The organism is Hyphomonas sp. GM-8P, assembly GCF_003263315.1.
Taxonomy (GTDB): Bacteria; Pseudomonadota; Alphaproteobacteria; order Caulobacterales; family Hyphomonadaceae; genus Hyphomonas.
Window position 1 is genome coordinate 91,528 of the sequence record NZ_AWFE01000046.1, and the last position, 16,136, is coordinate 107,663.

Below are 16,136 nucleotides of genomic sequence, written 5' to 3' on the forward strand. Positions count from 1 at the left end.
CTGACAACGTTGTTTTTCGTCACATAGCTGTATCAAATCGCTCTGGCCCGCACCAGACAGGGAAAATCTGTTCCGATGCGGGACGGCAGCCCCGTCGGCTCAGCCTTCGATCTGGGAAAAATCGGCCACGCGATGCAGCGTGTCACGGATATCGGCCAGCAGCGCCAGGCGATTCGCCCGCACGGCGTCGTCCTGATCATTGACCATGACATGCTCAAAGAAGGCATCGACCGGCCCGCGCAGCTTGGCGAGTTCGGTCATGACGGCCTCGAAATCCTCGTTCTTGAGGGGCTCTTCGATGTCGTGGCGTACCTGGCCCAGCGTCTGGTGCAGGTGGATCTCCTGATCCGCCCCGGCATCGATCAGCGCCCCGTCGACGACGAGATTGTCAGGCAGCGCGCCTTTCTTCTCCTCGGCCTTCAGGATGTTCGCAGCGCGCTTGTAGCCCGCCAGCAGGTTCGCGCCGTCTTCGGTTCCGAGGAAGGCGCCGAGCGCCTCGACCCTGCGGGTGATGAGCACCAGATCGTCCTCGCCGAGCGCAAAAACAGCATCGATCAGGTCATGCCTCTGGCCCTGATCCCGGAGGTATTGCTTCAGGCGGTCAGCAAAAAAGGAGAGGAGGTCATTCGTTTCTTCAGTTCTGAATGCACCTTCGACGGCCTCTCGAACCGATTTTGACGGCCCCGGGCTCTTCGAACCCTTCGGGAACGCCATTCTTGCCGAGAACAAAATGTCAGCAAGATTCAACCGCGTCCCGTTTTCCAAAACAATCCGAACCACGCCCAGCGCCGCACGGCGGAGAGCAAACGGGTCTTTCGAGCCGGTCGGTTTCTCGTCGATGGCCCAGAAGCCGACCAGCGTGTCGAGCTTGTCGGCGAGGGCGACGGCGATGCCCACCGGGTCGGTCGGTACGATATCACTTGGGCCCTGCGGCTTGTAATGGTCGCGGATGGCGTCAGCCACAGCAGCAGGCTCACCCGCTTCCATCGCATAGTAGCGGCCCATCACGCCCTGCAGTTCCGGGAACTCGCCGACCATTTCTGATACGAGGTCCGCCTTAGCGAGGCGCGCGGCGCGCTCGGCGAGGTCCGGATCGGCGCCCACTTTCGGGGCGAGTTCGCGGGCGAGCGCCGCGACGCGCTCAACCTTGTCGCCCAGCGAGCCAAGCTCTGCCTTGAACGCAATCGTCGACAGCTTCTTCGCCATCTCTTCCAGCGGCTTGGCCTTGTCGAGGTCCCAGAAGAAGCGGGCATCGTCGAGGCGGGCGGCAAGGACGCGGGAATTGCCCTCGGCCAGCTTCTTACCGCCATCGGTCGCCTCGATGTTCGCCACCACTATGAAGTACGGCGCGAGCTTGCCGGTCTTTGCATCGTTAACGGCGAAGTATTTCTGGTGCGTGCGCATGGAGAGCTGGATCACTTCCGGCGGCAGGCTCAGGAAATCCGGATCCATGTCGCCCAGCACGACCACCGGCCATTCGGCGAGGCCCGTCACTTCTTCCAGCAGGCCCTGGTCCTCGATCCATTCGAGTCCGGCCTTTTTGCAGACGGCTTCGATCCCCTTGAGGATCACTTCGCGGCGGTCGGCCCGCGTCAGCTTCACATGGCCGGCGCCTTCCAGCTGCTTGGAATAATCCTCCCAGCCCGTCACCTTATACGGCCCGCGGCCATGCACTCGGTGGCCCTCGACTTCATTGCCGCTGGTAATACCGTCCACATCAAACGGCACGACTTCGCCATCCAGCACGCAGGTGGTCCGCTGCAGCGGGCGCACCCAGCGCAGGTCTCCGGTGCCCCAGCGCATCGACTTCGGCCAATGGAAGCCGCGGATGATCGCAGGCACCGTCTCGGCGATGATGTCCTTCGCGTCGCGGCCGGGCGTCTCGATCACGGCGACATAGAATTCGCCTTTCTTCGGATCGGAGTGCACTTCGGCCTGGCTGATATCGCTGAGCCCGGCGCCGCGTAGGAAGCCTTCGACCGCCTTGTCCGGCGCGCCGACCTTCGGGCCCTTGCGCTCTTCCTTCACATCGGCCGATCGCTCGCTGAGGCCGTTGATCGACACGGTCAGGCGGCGCGGGCCGGAACAGGCGGCCAGCAGCTTCCATTTGAGACCGGCCTCTTTCAGGGCCTTCTCCATGGCATCGCGCAGGTCGGCCTCCGCCTTTGCCTGCATGCGCGCAGGAATTTCCTCGGAAAAGAGTTCTAGAAGCAGCTCAGCCATAATGCCCTGCAGTGTTCAGGAAAGATAAGACCGCCACGGCTTACAGGCGCCCGCACACGGGTCAAGCGGCAGGTCTGTAGTTGGGCCCGGATAAGGAGAGGTTTCTAGGGCGCCGGCTCGCCGGTTTCCTCCGGCGCGAACTCCGTCTCGAAGGTCAGCTGCCACAGTTGGAGGTGCGCGCCTTTCATCGCCGCGGCGACCATCTTGCCGTCCGGCGAGAACACCGCCCAGTTCGCCCCGAAGGCGCCGAGGTCCTGGAGTTTGGCCAGCATGGCCCCGTTCCTTGCGTCCCACAGCCGGGCCGACAGGTCATCCGCGCTGGTGACGACCATTTCGCCATCCGGGCTGAACGCGGCATTCCACAAGGGGCCGTCATGACCTTCGAGCTCAATCGGCTCGCCCGTATCGCTCCAGATGCGCGCCGACCCATCGGCGGAGGCGACCAGCACCCGATCCGCCGTATCATCGGATTCCGCATAGGTCGCCGGCACCGGGCCGGACTCAATCGTGCGCACCAGCGATCCGTTGCTGGAATTGAAGAGGCGCACCGTGCCGTCGTTCGAAGCGGTCAGCAGGCGGTTGCCCAGCGGGCTGTAGTGAACGGACCGTACGGCTGAGGAATGCGTGTCGATCCGGAAGGCTTCCTCGCCGGTCGCCACCTCCCACACCCGCACAGTGCCATCATAGGAGGCGGTGACCACGCGTTCGCCATCCGGACTGAAATCCGCGAAAGACACATCGCCCGTATGACCGGTCAGTACCTGCACCGGCGAGCCGCCGACCGCGCGCCAGATACGGGCGGTATCGTCCTGAGAGGCCGTGACCACATATTCCTCGTCCGGGCTGAACTGCACCGACAGGAGGGGTTCGGTATGACCTTCCAGAACGGTCAGCCCCCCGAATTCGGAAGGCGACATGCCCACTACCCAGATCCGCGCCGTGTTGTCGGCCGAAGCGCTGGCCAGGAACCGGCCGCTGGGGCTGTAGTCGAGGCCATATATCTCGTCGGTATGGCCCTGCAGGTCGGCATACCAGGAGGCCGATTTGAGCTTCAGACGCTCCACAGCGCAGGGCGGATTGGACAGGTAGCGCTTCGCCACGGCGGCAAACTTGCCGTCCGGATATTTCTTCAGATGCTCGCTGTACTTGGAACAGACGTCCATCTGCACATAGCCGGCGCTGGAAATGTAGATCCAGTCTTTCTCTTCCTGGTCCATCTCCCCGAACTGGCACTGGCCGGAGAAGCAGAAGCGGGGATCAACATCGGAATAAACCGCCGGCTTCTGGGAGTGCTCGACACTGGCGGCGAGTTCGGCAACTTCCTCGCTGGCTTCGCCAACGGCGAAAGACAGCGGGAAATTCGGATCGCGCAGTTTCGGCAACAGGCTGCGGGTAAAGACGGAATACGGCGCCTCATCTTCCGGACCGAGCCGGTCGAGCGCCATCTGGTTTGCGCCGGCGGCATACACGACCAGCGTGTCGCTCGTGATCCCTGTGCGGGCCATGCCCTTGGTCATGCTGCGCGTGCCAGTGTCGAAGGGATTATCCCGGCAGGCATCGACCACTGCGAACACCATTTCCGGCTGCCGGGCCCGGATTTCGTCCAGGATTTCTTCGCTCAGCGAGATTGTCCGCTTCCGCAAACCCAGCAGGGAGCTGTGATACGGCGCATCCGACAAGGCGAGATAATTCTGCCCACCATCCGACCAGCCATGGCCGGAGAAGATGAAAGCCACCCGATCACCCGGCTCGATCGTCTGCAGGAACGCATCGAACTGTTCCAGGAACGTATCCGTGTCCGGGTTGATCAGGGGGGTGACTTCAAAATTCAGGTCTTCGGCAAAAACGCCAGCATAGCCGTTCGCATCGCCAACCGTCTTCTGCAGGTCTGTCAGCTCGGCATATTCGCCCACCCCGACGATAAAGGCGCGGTTGGTTTCAGCAGCAGCCGCCAGAGACAGGCAGACCGGGAACAACAGCAGGCTGATCGTCCGGAACATCTGAATTCCTCCCACGAAAGAGAGGTTACCCCGATGCCCGGATCAGACCAAGTCAAAGCTTGTTATGGCTGCCGTCGCAAAGCGGGCTCTTGCCGGTGCGCTTGCAGGCACAGAAGAAGACCTTTCCGGTTTTCGGCGCTTCCCACCCCTGCGGCACGAATTCGCTGCCCTTGTGGCTGCCGTCGCAGAAAGGCTGGTTCTTCGACCGCCCGCACGCGCACCACCAGTACATCTTGCCTTCTTCGACCTCGACCGCGATGGGCTCGCGCCCGCCGATTTCAGGTTGGTCTGCCATATCCACCTCCTGTTCTGTCCAGGATGGGCCCAGACTTACGCGCCAACGTTCATGGTTCCCGATTTAACCGGCTTGTTCAACCCGTTCGACGCCCCAGCCACCCGGCCTTGCGAGGCAATTCACGCGGTCGTCCACAGCCAGCAGAGTGCCCGGAGGAACAATGATCTCCTTCCGGCCTCCGGAGTCGAGTCTGACGATGACGGCCTGGGCGAGCTGCGTTCCGGGTGTGGCATTCATCAGCTGGGTGAGGATTCCGGCTGACATGTCATCCGCATCAAGGCGGACGATCTTCCTGCCGGGCGCCGCAATCACATCCTGCACCTGTTCGACCGTGCCCAGATAGGATGGAAACGCTGGCCCGACCGCTTGCCGGGCCTCAGCCGGGAAGATCATACCCATCGGGATCAGCGCTAGTCCGGCGACGAAAATGCGGCGCATCGGAGACTTCCTTTGATTGCAGATATTACAATCCTGGGAGAAAATCATGACCAGAGGGTGAAGACCGTTTCCGGACGCGAGTTCACGGCACCGGCGAGTCGTGGAACATGGCCCGGATGTTATCGATTTTGGCGTCCGGCGCCAAATTCATCATGGCACGGGTCGTATAGGCGCCGCGGAATTTGCCATCCTCCCGGAACCGCCAGTCTGAAATCTGTTCAGGCAGAAAGGCGATCCTGTCGCCGGGGGCAAGGCCGTCCCGGATCTCATGATCCTTCGGAACGGCGCCGGCAAAATGCTCGCCGTCCACATGCCGGATATCGACCAGCCAGACATGTTCTTCCGTGTACCGGTCAGACTTTGTGGCGACGTTCAGCGCGAAATCCGAATAGGCGGCATTGCCGGACTCGAGCGCTTCCCAGAACACAGGCAGCGTGTCGCGAGCGTCCGTAACCGCCTCTTTCATCGCATTGTATTTGTAGAGCGGCGGCGGGCCGTCTTCTGCAACACGTTCCCCGCCGCAGGCAGCGATCAGGGCCAGTGCCGCGAAGAGCGCCTGCGCCTTCATCCCCCGGCCCGCGCGTCTTCCTGCTCCGCCCATTGTTCGGCGGCGCCGCGGGCAAGGTCGCGGACGCGGCCAATATAGGCCTGCCGCTCGGTTGGGCTGATCGCACCGCGGGCGTCGATCAGGTTGAATGTGTGCGACGCTTTCAGCGCGTAGTCATAGGCCGGCAGCGGCTTGCCCGCCGCGCGCAGGGCGTTCGACTGGTTCTCGCAATCGGCAAACCAGCGCTTCAGCATCTCGACATCGGAGAATTCGAAATTGAAGGCAGACTGCTGCTTCTCGTTTTCGAGGAACACGTCGCCATAGGTCAGCGGAACGTCCGAGTCCGGATCATTGTACGGCAAGTCGTAGACATTATCGACGCCGAACACATACATGGCGAGACGTTCGAGCCCATAGGTCAGCTCGCCCGAAACCGGGCGCACATCAAGGCCGCCGACCTGTTGGAAATACGTGTACTGGCTGACTTCCATCCCGTCGCACCAGACTTCCCAGCCAAGGCCCCAGGCGCCGACGGTGGGGTTTTCCCAATCGTCCTCGACGAAGCGGATGTCGTGCACCGTCGGGTCAATACCGATCTTGTAGAGGCTGGTCAGGTACAGATCCTGAAGGTTTTCCGGGTTCGGCTTCAGGATCACCTGGAACTGGTAATAGTGGCCGAGCCGGTTCGGGTTCTCGCCATAGCGCGCATCCTTCGGGCGGCGCGAGGGCTGGACATAAGCGGCCCGCCAGTTCTTCGGACCGAGCGCGCGCAGCACGGTGGCCGGGTGCAGCGTCCCGGCGCCGACTTCCATGTCATATGGCTGCAGGACAGCACAGCCCTGCTCCGCCCAGTAATTCTGGAGCGTCAGGATCAGATCCTGAAAGGATTTCGGCTTGGCTTCAGCCTTGGGTGCGGACATGGCTCTGTTCCATTGGAGAATTTCCCTGCCGGACTAGCCTTGCCGGCGCCGCGGTGCAAGCGCGGGCGTGCGTTCAGAAACTGCCCCGCGAGTCCGGATGGTCCATGTTTCCGCCGTCGCGGCCGGTGACGAGGTGGTAGAAACCAGAATGGCCCATTATGGCGACGAATAGGCCAGTCAGAAGGAACAGCCAGAACAGCGCAGCAAACAATTCGCGTCTCCTCAGTTGGGCCCGTCACGGTCATCCCGCTGGCGGTACGTGCTGGTGAAACCCAGCGCCGCAACGATCAGGCCGCCGATCATGAAAATCCAGAACAAGACGCCGAACACTTCTGGGCTCCTTCCTGCCCCCTTCAAACTGAGATGGGGTCCGGGGACGTTAGCACAAGTCGCAACGAGGCCCTACCAGTCGATTGGTTCACCCCGGCGGATGGCCTCCAGCGCCGGGCTGGCCGACCCGTCCGGCTGGTGGGTCACCATTGGTGCCAGCAGCCGCACCGGTCCGCGTTTCAGCCCCTTGCGGCCGCGCACCAGCACCCGGCGCACTTCCTCGCCAGGTTTCGACGCGATGGGCAGGACGGTGATCTCCCCGGTCTGCCGGTCGAACGTCGCAAGGATGCGGGCGAGCTCCGCCGCGCGGTGGATCATTACCAGCGGCGCGCGGGGCTTGGCAGCGAAAGCCATTGCCTTGATCCAGCCGGCAAGGTCCAGCGTCTCGATATAGGCGTCCGCCTTGCCCTCACCCGGCGCAGAGATTCGCCCCGGCTCAAAAAAGGGCGGATTGGCGAAAACGAGGTCGAACCGGTTCTCATGATCGCGGACCCATTCGGAGGCTTCGCCCGTCTCAATTGTGACCCGTCCGGCAAATCCGTTCCGGTCCGCGCCAGTCCGGGCTAAGTCCGTCATAGTCATGTCGACGTCCAGCCCGGTCAGGCGAACGTCGTCCATACGATACGCCGCAGGCAGCAGCGCCCCGCCGCAGCCGCAGCCGATTTCCAGCGCCTCCCCACCCGGCCGGCAGGACAGCGCCGCCGCCAACAGCAGGGAATCCGTGCCCGCCCGGAAGCCCTGCTCCGGCTGAACCAGATGTACCCGACCCTGATAGACCGTGTCCTCGGTCGTCATCCCTTCTCGACCCCGGCGAGCGCCGCCAGCGCATGCTCTTTCACCGCTTCCTGCACCATGACCCGGCGCGGAAAGGCCCCGATATTGCCCTCAACGGCAGAAATATGCTTGTCGGCCACGAAATAGTCGATGCCCGCTTCCTGAAGCAGATGCTCCACATAGCTCAGCTTGATGAGGTCATTGGTCCTGAAAACCTCTTCCATCAGGAAGTCGCCGAACCCCGGAGATTTATGTCCACGGAGCGGGCGTCATAGACGTTCGGGCGGTCAGGTTTTTCGCCGGAGCCGACCTTGATTTCCAGAACTTCGGTGACCTTGCCGCTGCTGCTGGAGCTGCCGATCGGAAATCCGATCCCGACGCCCACGCCGACGCTGGACCGGCCGTAGGAACCGGTCGATCCGCCAATGCTGACAGAGGTCCGGCTGCCGCTGTCCCGTGTCGATTCGTCAGACGAGTAGGAACTGGTCACTTCAAACCACTCCTTGCCCTGCTCCAGCGTGACTTCCGCCGCGCGCAGCAAGGCCCGGTCGCGGGCCCGGGCGGCATCCGTATCGGTGTAGGAGACCTGGAACCGGTCATTCTCGATCTGCAGGGATTCATAGCCCATGGCGCCGGATTTGGCGGCGGGCCCGTAGGCGGACGTGCTGGCGCAGGCTGCCACCAACACGAACGCGGAACACATCAGAAGGCGCTTCATGCCGACAATCTAACCTGCAACCCTGCCGGTCGGCCAGCGTTTCCGTGATCACGGCAAATTGTGCAGGTGCTGCTGCGGCCCGGTGCCACGTCGTTCTTGCCTCTCCGCTCGCTTAAGCCTAATTGCACCTGTCTGCGACTAAACCGGAGTGCTCCGCTTGACCCTGTCCCCCAAACCGAAAGGCAAGGCTGCCTCCGGCTCGGTGGTGGACCGCATGCAGGCGCTGGTGGCTGACGACCTTGCCGAAGTCGAGAAGATTCTCGCCTCCCGCGCGGCCAGCCCTGTCGCCGTCATTCCGGACCTTTCGGGTTACATTGTTTCGGCCGGCGGCAAGCGCCTGCGCCCGATGCTGACCCTGATGGCCGCCCACGCGGTGGGCAAGCCGAACAATGCGACCCACGTCCTGGCCGCGGCTGTGGAATTCATTCACACCGCCACCCTGCTGCACGACGATGTGGTGGACGAGAGCGATTTGCGCCGCGGCAAGCCTGCCGCCAAGGCGATCTGGGGCAACAGCGCCTCCATTCTTGTAGGTGATTTCCTGTTCGCCCGGGCCTTCAACCTGTTGGTCGAAACCCGCAGCCTGGACATTCTGGATAAGCTGGCCACGGCTTCCACCACGATTGCCGAAGGCGAAGTCCGCCAACTGGCCGCCATGAATGCGCGCGACCTGCCGACCGAGGAATACCTGGCCATCGTTGAGGCCAAGACCGGCGCCCTGTTCGAGGCAGCTGCCGAATCCGGTGCCATGTCCGCCGGCGGTGACGAGCACGCCCACGCCTTCGCGACCTATGGCAAGAATCTCGGCCTCGCCTTCCAGATCATCGACGATGTTCTGGACTATGGCGGTACGACCTCCGTCATCGGCAAGTCGGTCGGCGACGATTTCCGCGAGTGCAAGATCACCCTGCCGGTGATCATCGCGAAGCGACGCGGCTCTGACGAAGACCGCGCCTTCTGGGACCGGGCCATGAACCCGGATACGCAGGAAGACGCAGACCTCGCCCATGCCGTGCACCTTATCCGGGCGACCGGCGCCGCCGAAGCGACCGTGCAGGAAGCCGAAGCCTACGCGGCCATGGCCAAGGGTGCGCTGCGCCAGTTGCCGGACTCGCCATACCGCGACGCCCTGATCGACCTCGCCGATTTCTGCGTCAGCCGCGCTTACTAGCCAGCAACGGCTGCAGTTTGCAGCAAATCGCCAGACACTGGACGAACCGGACGCACGCCCGATACTCTGAGCTTTCACAGACCGTCTGCAACAGGCGGTCCCGGCGCCGGACCGGCGTCCATGAAACAACGGAGACGCAGGTGAAGTTTGCAACGGGTGTGAAACCGATTTCGGCATTGGTCCTGCTTCTCATCGCACAGGGAACCTTTACGCCCATGCAGGCAGAGCCAGACACCGAACGCGTTCGCGCGAGGGAGCTGGGCATTACGCCCGGCGTCCTGCCGACTGGAGAGAAGAATGACATCACCGATGTCGCCGGCGTGCGCGTCGGCCACGTCACCCTGATTGAAGGCGATGACATCCGCACCGGTGCCACGGCTATCCTGCCGCATGACGGCAATCTGTATCAAAGCCCCGTCCCTGCGGCCATCTTCGTCGGCAACGGATATGGCAAGCTGGCTGGGATCTCGCAGATTGCCGAACTGGGCGAGATCGAAACGCCGATCGTGCTGACGAACACACTCTCCGTCGACCGGGCAATGTCAGCCGTCATCGACTGGACGTTGAGCCAGCCCGGAAATGAGCGCGTGCGCTCGGTGAATGCGGTTGTCGGGGAAACCAATGACAGTGGGCTGAACAATATCCGCAAGCGCATCCTCACACCGGACCTGATCGGGCAGGCCATCACATCCGCCTCGACCGGCCCGGTCGAGGAAGGTGCGGTCGGTGCCGGAGCTGGAACCATTGCATTCGGCTGGAAAGGCGGCATCGGGTCCAGTTCCCGGCATCTGCCGGAAAACCTCGGCAGCTACACGATTGGTGTTCTTGTGCAGAGCAATTTCGGCGGCATCCTGCAGGTGGATGGCGCGCCGGTCGGTGAGCGACTCGGCCAGTATTACCTGAAGGACGAGATCGCATCGGACAAGGCCGATGGGTCCATCATGATCGTGATCGCAACGGACGCCCCGCTCTCCTCCCGGAACCTCGAACGCCTGTCAAAGCGTGCCATTGCCGGGCTCGCCAGGACCGGCGCCTCCATGACCAACGGGTCCGGCGATTATGTCATCGCTTTCTCGACCTACCGCCAGACAGATCCAGCCGTCGCAAAGACAGACAATGACAACATGTCCCCCCTGTTCCAGGCCACAATCGAAGCGACCGAAGAGGCGATCTACAACTCCCTCTTCATGGCAAAGAGTGTCGATGGGTTCGATGTCTCGACCCAGTCGCCCCGACGGGTCGAGGCCCTGCCGCTGGAAAAGGTGAAGGAAATCACCGGCGCGCAGTGACCCGCAAGGGTGACGCGAGGACATAATTTACGCGAGCCCCCGCATCGCTACCATCTGCTTCGAAACCAGCCATGACGGATCGGAGCGAGGATGATGTCGGAACAGGAAGACGCGCTGAAGGCAACTTACTTCGTCGACAGCGATGACGCAGCGATCATCGCAAGAGCCCGCGCGCTCGCCGATGGCGCCAATGATGACGTGCAGATTGCCGAGCGCCTGTTTTACGCTGTCCGCGATGGCTTCCGCTATGACCCCTACAATCTCGCCACCGAGCGCGAGGCGTTCAAGGCAAGCAATATCCTCAATGAAACGGCGACCTGGTGCGTGCCGAAATCCATCGTCCTGACGGCGCTGGCCCGTGCTTCGGGCATCCCGGCCCGCCTCGGCTTTGCGGACGTGCGTAATCACCTGACCAGCGAGAAACTGACCGAGACGATGGGCACCGACCTCTTCGCCTGGCATGGCTATAGCGAGCTTTGGCTGAACGGCTGCTGGGTGAAACTGTCGACCGCGTTCAACAAGGAGCTCTGCGACCGGTTCGGCGTCAAGACGCTGGAATTCGATCCAGTCGATGGAGCCCTGATGCACCCCTTCGACCAGTCCGGCCGGCGGCACATGGAATATGTCCGCGAACGCGGGTCCCATCTGGACCTTCCGTTGACGGACATGTTCCGGACATTCGCCGAGGTTTATCCCGGCTGGATCATCGGCCCGGACGGCGAAGCCACCCGGGCCGAGGTAAGCCCAACATCGAAGGACGAACGGTTCCACTAAGGTACCGCCCGCCTCCGATACCGGAAATTCCGCCGCTTACCAGAGACCGTGCTTCTGCACTTCGGCGCGGCCGACCACCATATGGTGCACTTCGTCCGGGCCGTCGGCATAACGCAGGTGGCGCATGTCGGCATACATGCCAGCCAGCGGGAACCATTGCGACATGCCCGCCGCGCCATGCATCTGCATGGCCTGGTCGATGATCAGGCAGACTTTCTCCGGCACCATCGCCTTCACGGCGCTGACATAGACGCGCGCTTCCTTGTTGCCGAGCACGTCCATCGCTTTCGCCGCCTGCAGCACGGCGAGCCGCATGGCGTTGATCTCGATCCGCGCGCGCGAGATCACTTCGAGGTTCTTGCCGAGTTTGGCGATCGGCTTGCCGAAGGCTTCGCGCGTGCCAGCGCGCTTGATCATCAGTTCCAGCGCAATCTCGGCCTTGCCGATGGAGCGCATGCAATGGTGAATCCGGCCCGGCCCGAGGCGTACCTGTGAAATCTCAAAGCCGCGCCCGACGCCCAGCAACACATTGTCCTTTGGTACACGGACATTGTCGAACCGGAGGTGCATATGCCCGCGCGGGGCGTGATCCTCGCCCATCACTTCCATGGCGCCCAGTATTTCCACGCCGGGTGTGTCCATCGGCACGAGGATCTGGGACTGCTGCTTCGACGGCGGAGCACTCGGGTCTGTCTTGACCATCACGATCATGATCTTGCAGCGCGGATCGCCTGCGCCGGAGATGTAGAATTTCTCGCCATTGATGACCCATTCATCGCCATCCAGAACAGCGGTGGTGGAGATGTTCTTTGCATCCGATGAGGCGACATTCGGCTCGGTCATCGCATAGGCGGAGCGGATTTCGCCTCTCAGCAGCGGCTCCAGCCATTTTTCCTTCTGCGCCGGTGTGCCGACGCGCTCCAGCACTTCCATATTGCCCGTGTCCGGCGCCGAACAGTTCAGCGTTTCCGAGCCTTGCGGATACTTGCCGAGCTCCGCCGCGATATAGGCATAGTCGAGATTGCTGAGGCCTTCGCCGGTCTCCGCGTCCGGCAGGAAGAAGTTCCACAGCCCCGCTTCGCGCGCTTTGGCCTTCGCCGCATCCAGCAGCTCCAGCTGGCGCGGATGCCAGGTCCAGCGGTCTTCCTTCTCCTTGTTCAGCGCCTCGAACTCCTCCTGCCAGGGCGCGACATTTTCCTGCAGGTGCTTCTTCACCCGCTCGAAGAGCGGCTTCGCCTTTTCCGACATGGTCAGGTCGAAAAGCTCGGTATTCAGCTCAGTCATGGCCCGTTTCCTCTATTGCCTTTGATCTCTGAAACCACTTTGCGCGGCTTCAGCTCAGCGGGCAACGGACCGCAAAGTCTCACCTCGCGGCAGGTGGGTAGATTTGTTTCGAGGATTGGTAGTATGGGATGGATCCAAGCATAAGCCATGGAATGTCGTTCATTGGCCCTTTGCAGACGTACAGCTGATTAAGAATAGCCCTAGAGAAGTTCTTCTATTTCTTTCTCGCCTCTAATCGCTCAAGCAGAGCGTCCAGCATGACGTCCTGTGAACCGCGAAAGAGTGGAGCCTGCAGCGTGACATCGGGAGTCACCGGATGGAGGCGTTTCTCGCCATTCGGCCTGATGATCCGTGCTTTGGGGTAACCCACCGAGAAGCCGGAATGAGACAGTGTGAAATGCTCCATGGCACCAAATGTCGTCGCCATGTCCCGTGTGGTTTCGCCATAAATTGTCCCAAACCCATAGTCCTGGATCAGGGCTGTGGTCGTGACCGCATTGGAATAGGAGTACCTGTTCACGAGGACATGCACTTGCCCGTGAAAGCGAGGTTCCGCGTGCGGCTGTACACAGGGCACGTCAAACGACACCAGGCTTCCTGGTTCTGAGTCAACATAAAGCTCAGCCAGTTTGGCAGACAAGTTGTCCGCATCGCCTTGCTGGGCATCGAGCCGGCTCTGATTGGACGCAATCGTCTCCGGGCTGACGCGTATAAGGAAATCCGACGCAAAGCGAAACGGCTTATCCGCAAACCAGGCAATCACCGGATCGGTGTAGGAGTTGTCGCCCCCCGGATTGTCTCTCAGGTCAAGAACCAGATGATCTGCGCCGCGGGCGATGAAGTCTTCAAACGCCGCATCAATGAATGCCGTGTAGATGGCCAGCGCTTCCGGCGCATAGGAATCTTCGGGCGTGGCCGCGTCCAGATTGAAGGAAGGACCAGGCCGCAAGTAAGCGACAGAATCGTTCAGCATGCGGGCATCGCGTCCCTCCAGCGAAAAACCAGGCACGTGAGTCACAAGATCTGAAAATGCTTCAATCGGAATGGCGTCGAGCACCATCGTGCTGGACGCGCTGCCGCGCTCAATTCCGACAGAGAACTGGTTTTTCGAACCATATGCCAGCCACATGAAGTAAGGTTCGCCACCCACCATTTGTGCATAGGCAAATTCGGGCGTTTCAGCTGAGACGAAGGCCTTCACTCGCGACAGCCAGATCGGATTGGGCTCTCCGTCTATGGAAAGGATGCGGTCTCCGGGCTCGACACCACTGCCCTCTGGCGCGCCGGATACGATCACTTCTCCGTTTTCAACAAGGAAAGTGAGTGGGAAAATCAGGCCACCGGCTGAGACATGATCTGTCCAACCGGGGTTCAGGGAGTCGATGCGAGTATGGGAGTGACGCGCCAGCGCCGCGAATTTCTGGAAAACCGCATGCAGTCTCGTCAGCGATACAGGGCCGCTAAAACTATCCTTCAATTCATCGAACCGGGCATCGAAAACCGAACGCGGAGTGGACTTAAAGAGATCTGCTTCGGCGGAGCGCAGCCCGGCATAGAGTTGGTCCAGATCGGCAGCCGCCTCCTCCGCGGAAAGGGTTTTGGGGGCCTCTACAGGTTGGGCCGCAGCGGGGCTGACGGTTGAGAACAGGCTGGAGCCGGCCAGCAGGGCGGAACAGAGAAATGCGCGCATAAAGTATCCTTTCAGGGGTCTCAGTTCCTTGCGTGCAGGGAACGGTTTCATGATTGCGCTGCCTCCTGTAGGAACCTCTCTGGCGAGGCCATGACCGAGGGCTCCTCAAGTTCTGACCTTTTTATTTCCGGGTTTCCGGAAAAGGGAAATGCGACATCAGGCAGGCATATGATCGTTGGAGAATGGCAAGTTGATGCAGCGTCGAACCGCATAGCCGGCCCGGCTGGCGAGGTTGAGCTGGAACCCCGGGTCATGGATTTGCTGATGCTGTTTGCGAAGCAGCCCGGCCGGGTTTTTTCCAAGGACGAGATCGCTTCTGCCCTATGGGCGGATGTTCACGTCAACGATGATGCCCTGACCCGCAGCGTGTTCAAATTGCGCAAAGCGCTGGGCGACGACGCGCGTGACGCTCGCTATATCGCTACCGTTCCCAAACGTGGCTACCGCCTGATCGCAGATGTCGCGGTTCCGGGAGATAACGCTGCTCCGCGCGCAGGATATTGGCGGGCCGTCTGGTTCGCCGCTGCCATCAGTATCGTGTGCGTCGGTCTCACAGCATTGTTCTGGGGTCAGCCGTGGTCAGGTCCTGAATCCTCGCGCGACCTGCAAGCCGAACGGATTGCGCGCGCCGATGGCTTCTACAACCAGTTCAATCGAACCGACAATGAAGCAGCCTTACGGCTCTACGAAAACATTCTAGAGGCCGACCCCGACAATACAGCCGCACTCGCAGGCTATGCCAACGCCCTGACCCAGAGAGTGATCCGGTACGAGGGGACCGCCAATGAAGGAGCGGAACGCAAGTCGGTCACAGAGGCACTGGAGAGCGGCTGGCTGGATAGGCCACAGGCACGTGCGAACATAGACCGCGCGATCTCGCTTGCACGCCTTGCCACCGAAGCAGCGCCCTCTCATGCGCGGGCCTGGCGCGCTTTGGGACTGGCCTTGTCGACAAGGGGCGAGTTCCAGAAAGCAGAACGCGCGTACGAGCGCGCTCTGGTCATTGATCCGGACGATTGGGGCTCGATGCTCAATCTTGCTGAGCTTTCGAATCTGTCAGACCACCCCGAACGGAGCGTGCCATATCTTGAACAAGCCTGGCTGGCGATGGAGCGCAAATATGATGAGGACCCGGTTGCGATCCGCCCCTGGCATAGCAATGTCGGTATTCAGGTCGCGCAGGCAAAGACCGATGCAGGTGCGTTCGAGGATGCCGAACTCTGGTATCGCCGGGTGCTTGCGTTTGATCCCCTGAACCCGGACGCCGTGCGCGGGCTTGCGGATCTGCTCAACAGTTTCGGTGATCCCGCAGGCGCTGAAGCAATGTGCATTCAACTCGAAAAAGCAAGTGACGAAAGCTGTTAAGCTGGATCCGGAACTCAGTGACCATTTTCGGCGAGAACTGGCCATCGTGCGGCTACGTTTCGAGTGACGCGTCCTGGTCCAAATCGGACAATCAGAACCACAACACATTTCCGAACTCACCATGAAATGTGGAGGTTACAGATCATCTTGGTCTTACGAAGGCGGCGCCTGCACCAGTCAATATGCCACTTAGTGTTATAATTAACCAATCATCAGGCTGCAGGGGAGACAAGTGCAAGATGCGAGCGAGTGGTTCAATCTGAATTGCCAGAACTGCGGATGCCAAAGTGCTCTGCCCCACAGAGGTGGTCCACCGGT

The 16,136-nt window shown here is 61.4% G+C and carries 16 protein-coding genes; 4 read left to right on the forward strand and 12 right to left on the reverse strand.

From position 1 onward, the window contains the following. Nucleotides 1-99: 99 nt before the first annotated feature. The 10 genes from glyS to HY26_RS04080 form a co-directional block, all read right to left on the reverse strand. Nucleotides 100-2,223 carry a glycine--tRNA ligase subunit beta gene (glyS, locus tag HY26_RS04040; protein ID WP_112072969.1) on the reverse strand — a complete coding sequence of 708 codons (2,124 nt, stop codon included), beginning with the start codon at nt 2,221-2,223 and terminating at the stop codon, nt 100-102. A 104-nt stretch (nt 2,224-2,327) separates the two neighbouring features. Continuing rightward, complete coding sequence (locus tag HY26_RS04045; RefSeq protein ID WP_112072970.1) at nt 2,328-4,223, reverse strand: caspase family protein; 1,896 nt, start codon at nt 4,221-4,223, stop codon at nt 2,328-2,330. Between the two features lie 52 nt (nt 4,224-4,275). Next, a complete protein-coding gene (locus tag HY26_RS04050; protein WP_034766236.1) occupies nt 4,276-4,518 on the reverse strand; it encodes a CDGSH iron-sulfur domain-containing protein in 243 nt (80 codons plus the stop codon). A gap of 63 nt (nt 4,519-4,581) precedes the next feature. Beyond that, entirely contained in the window at nt 4,582-4,956 is a 375-nt protein-coding gene (locus HY26_RS04055) for a hypothetical protein (protein ID WP_112072971.1), read from the reverse strand. An 82-nt stretch (nt 4,957-5,038) separates the two neighbouring features. Continuing rightward, nucleotides 5,039-5,524, reverse strand: a complete 486-nt coding sequence (locus tag HY26_RS04060; RefSeq protein ID WP_034766233.1) for a DUF2314 domain-containing protein — start codon at nt 5,522-5,524, stop codon at nt 5,039-5,041. Beyond that, the gene (locus HY26_RS04065) at nt 5,521-6,423 is read right to left on the reverse strand and encodes a glycine--tRNA ligase subunit alpha (RefSeq protein ID WP_034766232.1); all 903 of its coding nucleotides are present in this window, start codon (nt 6,421-6,423) and stop codon (nt 5,521-5,523) included. The genes HY26_RS04060 and HY26_RS04065 overlap by 4 nt, the downstream gene beginning before the upstream one ends. 73 nt (nt 6,424-6,496) lie before the next feature. Continuing rightward, the gene (locus HY26_RS18970) at nt 6,497-6,634 is read right to left on the reverse strand and encodes a hypothetical protein (protein WP_155843589.1); all 138 of its coding nucleotides are present in this window, start codon (nt 6,632-6,634) and stop codon (nt 6,497-6,499) included. Between the two features lie 191 nt (nt 6,635-6,825). After that, nucleotides 6,826-7,548, reverse strand: coding sequence for a tRNA1(Val) (adenine(37)-N6)-methyltransferase (locus HY26_RS04070; RefSeq protein WP_112072972.1), 723 nt, complete (start codon nt 7,546-7,548; stop codon nt 6,826-6,828). Then, the gene (locus tag HY26_RS04075; protein WP_034766230.1) at nt 7,545-7,751 is read right to left on the reverse strand and encodes a DUF2007 domain-containing protein; all 207 of its coding nucleotides are present in this window, start codon (nt 7,749-7,751) and stop codon (nt 7,545-7,547) included. Before HY26_RS04075 ends, HY26_RS04070 begins: the two co-directional genes overlap by 4 nt. Next, nucleotides 7,751-8,245 (reverse strand): hypothetical protein, encoded by a 495-nt coding sequence (locus HY26_RS04080; protein WP_034766229.1) that lies wholly within the window; start codon nt 8,243-8,245, stop codon nt 7,751-7,753. The genes HY26_RS04075 and HY26_RS04080 overlap by 1 nt, the downstream gene beginning before the upstream one ends. A 214-nt stretch (nt 8,246-8,459) precedes the next feature. On the opposite strand from HY26_RS04080, the gene HY26_RS04085 reads away from it, so the two are divergent. The 3 genes from HY26_RS04085 to HY26_RS04095 all read left to right on the forward strand — a co-directional run bounded on the left by HY26_RS04085 (nt 8,460) and on the right by HY26_RS04095 (nt 11,479). Continuing rightward, nucleotides 8,460-9,416 carry a polyprenyl synthetase family protein gene (locus HY26_RS04085; protein WP_051599936.1) on the forward strand — a complete coding sequence of 319 codons (957 nt, stop codon included), beginning with the start codon at nt 8,460-8,462 and terminating at the stop codon, nt 9,414-9,416. Nucleotides 9,417-9,631: 215 nt separating this feature from the next. Next, the gene (locus HY26_RS04090; protein ID WP_112072981.1) at nt 9,632-10,705 is read left to right on the forward strand and encodes a P1 family peptidase; all 1,074 of its coding nucleotides are present in this window, start codon (nt 9,632-9,634) and stop codon (nt 10,703-10,705) included. Between the two features lie 93 nt (nt 10,706-10,798). Beyond that, nucleotides 10,799-11,479 carry a transglutaminase family protein gene (locus HY26_RS04095; RefSeq protein WP_034766390.1) on the forward strand — a complete coding sequence of 227 codons (681 nt, stop codon included), beginning with the start codon at nt 10,799-10,801 and terminating at the stop codon, nt 11,477-11,479. A 36-nt stretch (nt 11,480-11,515) separates the two neighbouring features. Here HY26_RS04095 and HY26_RS04100 read toward each other — a convergent pair whose 3' ends face one another. Together HY26_RS04100 and HY26_RS04105 are read right to left on the reverse strand one after the other, a co-directional pair. Next, nucleotides 11,516-12,763 (reverse strand): acyl-CoA dehydrogenase family protein, encoded by a 1,248-nt coding sequence (locus HY26_RS04100; RefSeq protein WP_034766227.1) that lies wholly within the window; start codon nt 12,761-12,763, stop codon nt 11,516-11,518. A gap of 214 nt (nt 12,764-12,977) precedes the next feature. Further along, nucleotides 12,978-14,504, reverse strand: coding sequence for a S41 family peptidase (locus HY26_RS04105; RefSeq protein ID WP_112072974.1), 1,527 nt, complete (start codon nt 14,502-14,504; stop codon nt 12,978-12,980). Nucleotides 14,505-14,621: 117 nt separating this feature from the next. On the opposite strand from HY26_RS04105, the gene HY26_RS04110 reads away from it, so the two are divergent. Further along, nucleotides 14,622-15,818, forward strand: a complete 1,197-nt coding sequence (locus HY26_RS04110) for a winged helix-turn-helix domain-containing protein (RefSeq protein WP_158531412.1) — start codon at nt 14,622-14,624, stop codon at nt 15,816-15,818. The last annotated feature ends 318 nt before the right edge of the window (nt 15,819-16,136 follow it).

Coding starts and splice junctions, on each gene's coding strand:
- glyS (WP_112072969.1), bottom strand. CDS start 2,223: ATGGCTGAGCTGCTTCTAGAACTCTTTTCCGAGGAAATTCCTGCGCGC.
- HY26_RS04045 (WP_112072970.1), bottom strand. CDS start 4,223: ATGTTCCGGACGATCAGCCTGCTGTTGTTCCCGGTCTGCCTGTCTCTG.
- HY26_RS04050 (WP_034766236.1), bottom strand. CDS start 4,518: ATGGCAGACCAACCTGAAATCGGCGGGCGCGAGCCCATCGCGGTCGAG.
- HY26_RS04055 (WP_112072971.1), bottom strand. CDS start 4,956: ATGCGCCGCATTTTCGTCGCCGGACTAGCGCTGATCCCGATGGGTATG.
- HY26_RS04060 (WP_034766233.1), bottom strand. CDS start 5,524: ATGAAGGCGCAGGCGCTCTTCGCGGCACTGGCCCTGATCGCTGCCTGC.
- HY26_RS04065 (WP_034766232.1), bottom strand. CDS start 6,423: ATGTCCGCACCCAAGGCTGAAGCCAAGCCGAAATCCTTTCAGGATCTG.
- HY26_RS04070 (WP_112072972.1), bottom strand. CDS start 7,548: ATGACGACCGAGGACACGGTCTATCAGGGTCGGGTACATCTGGTTCAG.
- HY26_RS04075 (WP_034766230.1), bottom strand. CDS start 7,751: ATGGAAGAGGTTTTCAGGACCAATGACCTCATCAAGCTGAGCTATGTG.
- HY26_RS04080 (WP_034766229.1), bottom strand. CDS start 8,245: ATGAAGCGCCTTCTGATGTGTTCCGCGTTCGTGTTGGTGGCAGCCTGC.
- HY26_RS04085 (WP_051599936.1), top strand. CDS start 8,460: ATGCAGGCGCTGGTGGCTGACGACCTTGCCGAAGTCGAGAAGATTCTC.
- HY26_RS04090 (WP_112072981.1), top strand. CDS start 9,632: ATGCAGGCAGAGCCAGACACCGAACGCGTTCGCGCGAGGGAGCTGGGC.
- HY26_RS04095 (WP_034766390.1), top strand. CDS start 10,799: ATGTCGGAACAGGAAGACGCGCTGAAGGCAACTTACTTCGTCGACAGC.
- HY26_RS04100 (WP_034766227.1), bottom strand. CDS start 12,763: ATGACTGAGCTGAATACCGAGCTTTTCGACCTGACCATGTCGGAAAAG.
- HY26_RS04105 (WP_112072974.1), bottom strand. CDS start 14,504: ATGAAACCGTTCCCTGCACGCAAGGAACTGAGACCCCTGAAAGGATAC.
- HY26_RS04110 (WP_158531412.1), top strand. CDS start 14,622: ATGATCGTTGGAGAATGGCAAGTTGATGCAGCGTCGAACCGCATAGCC.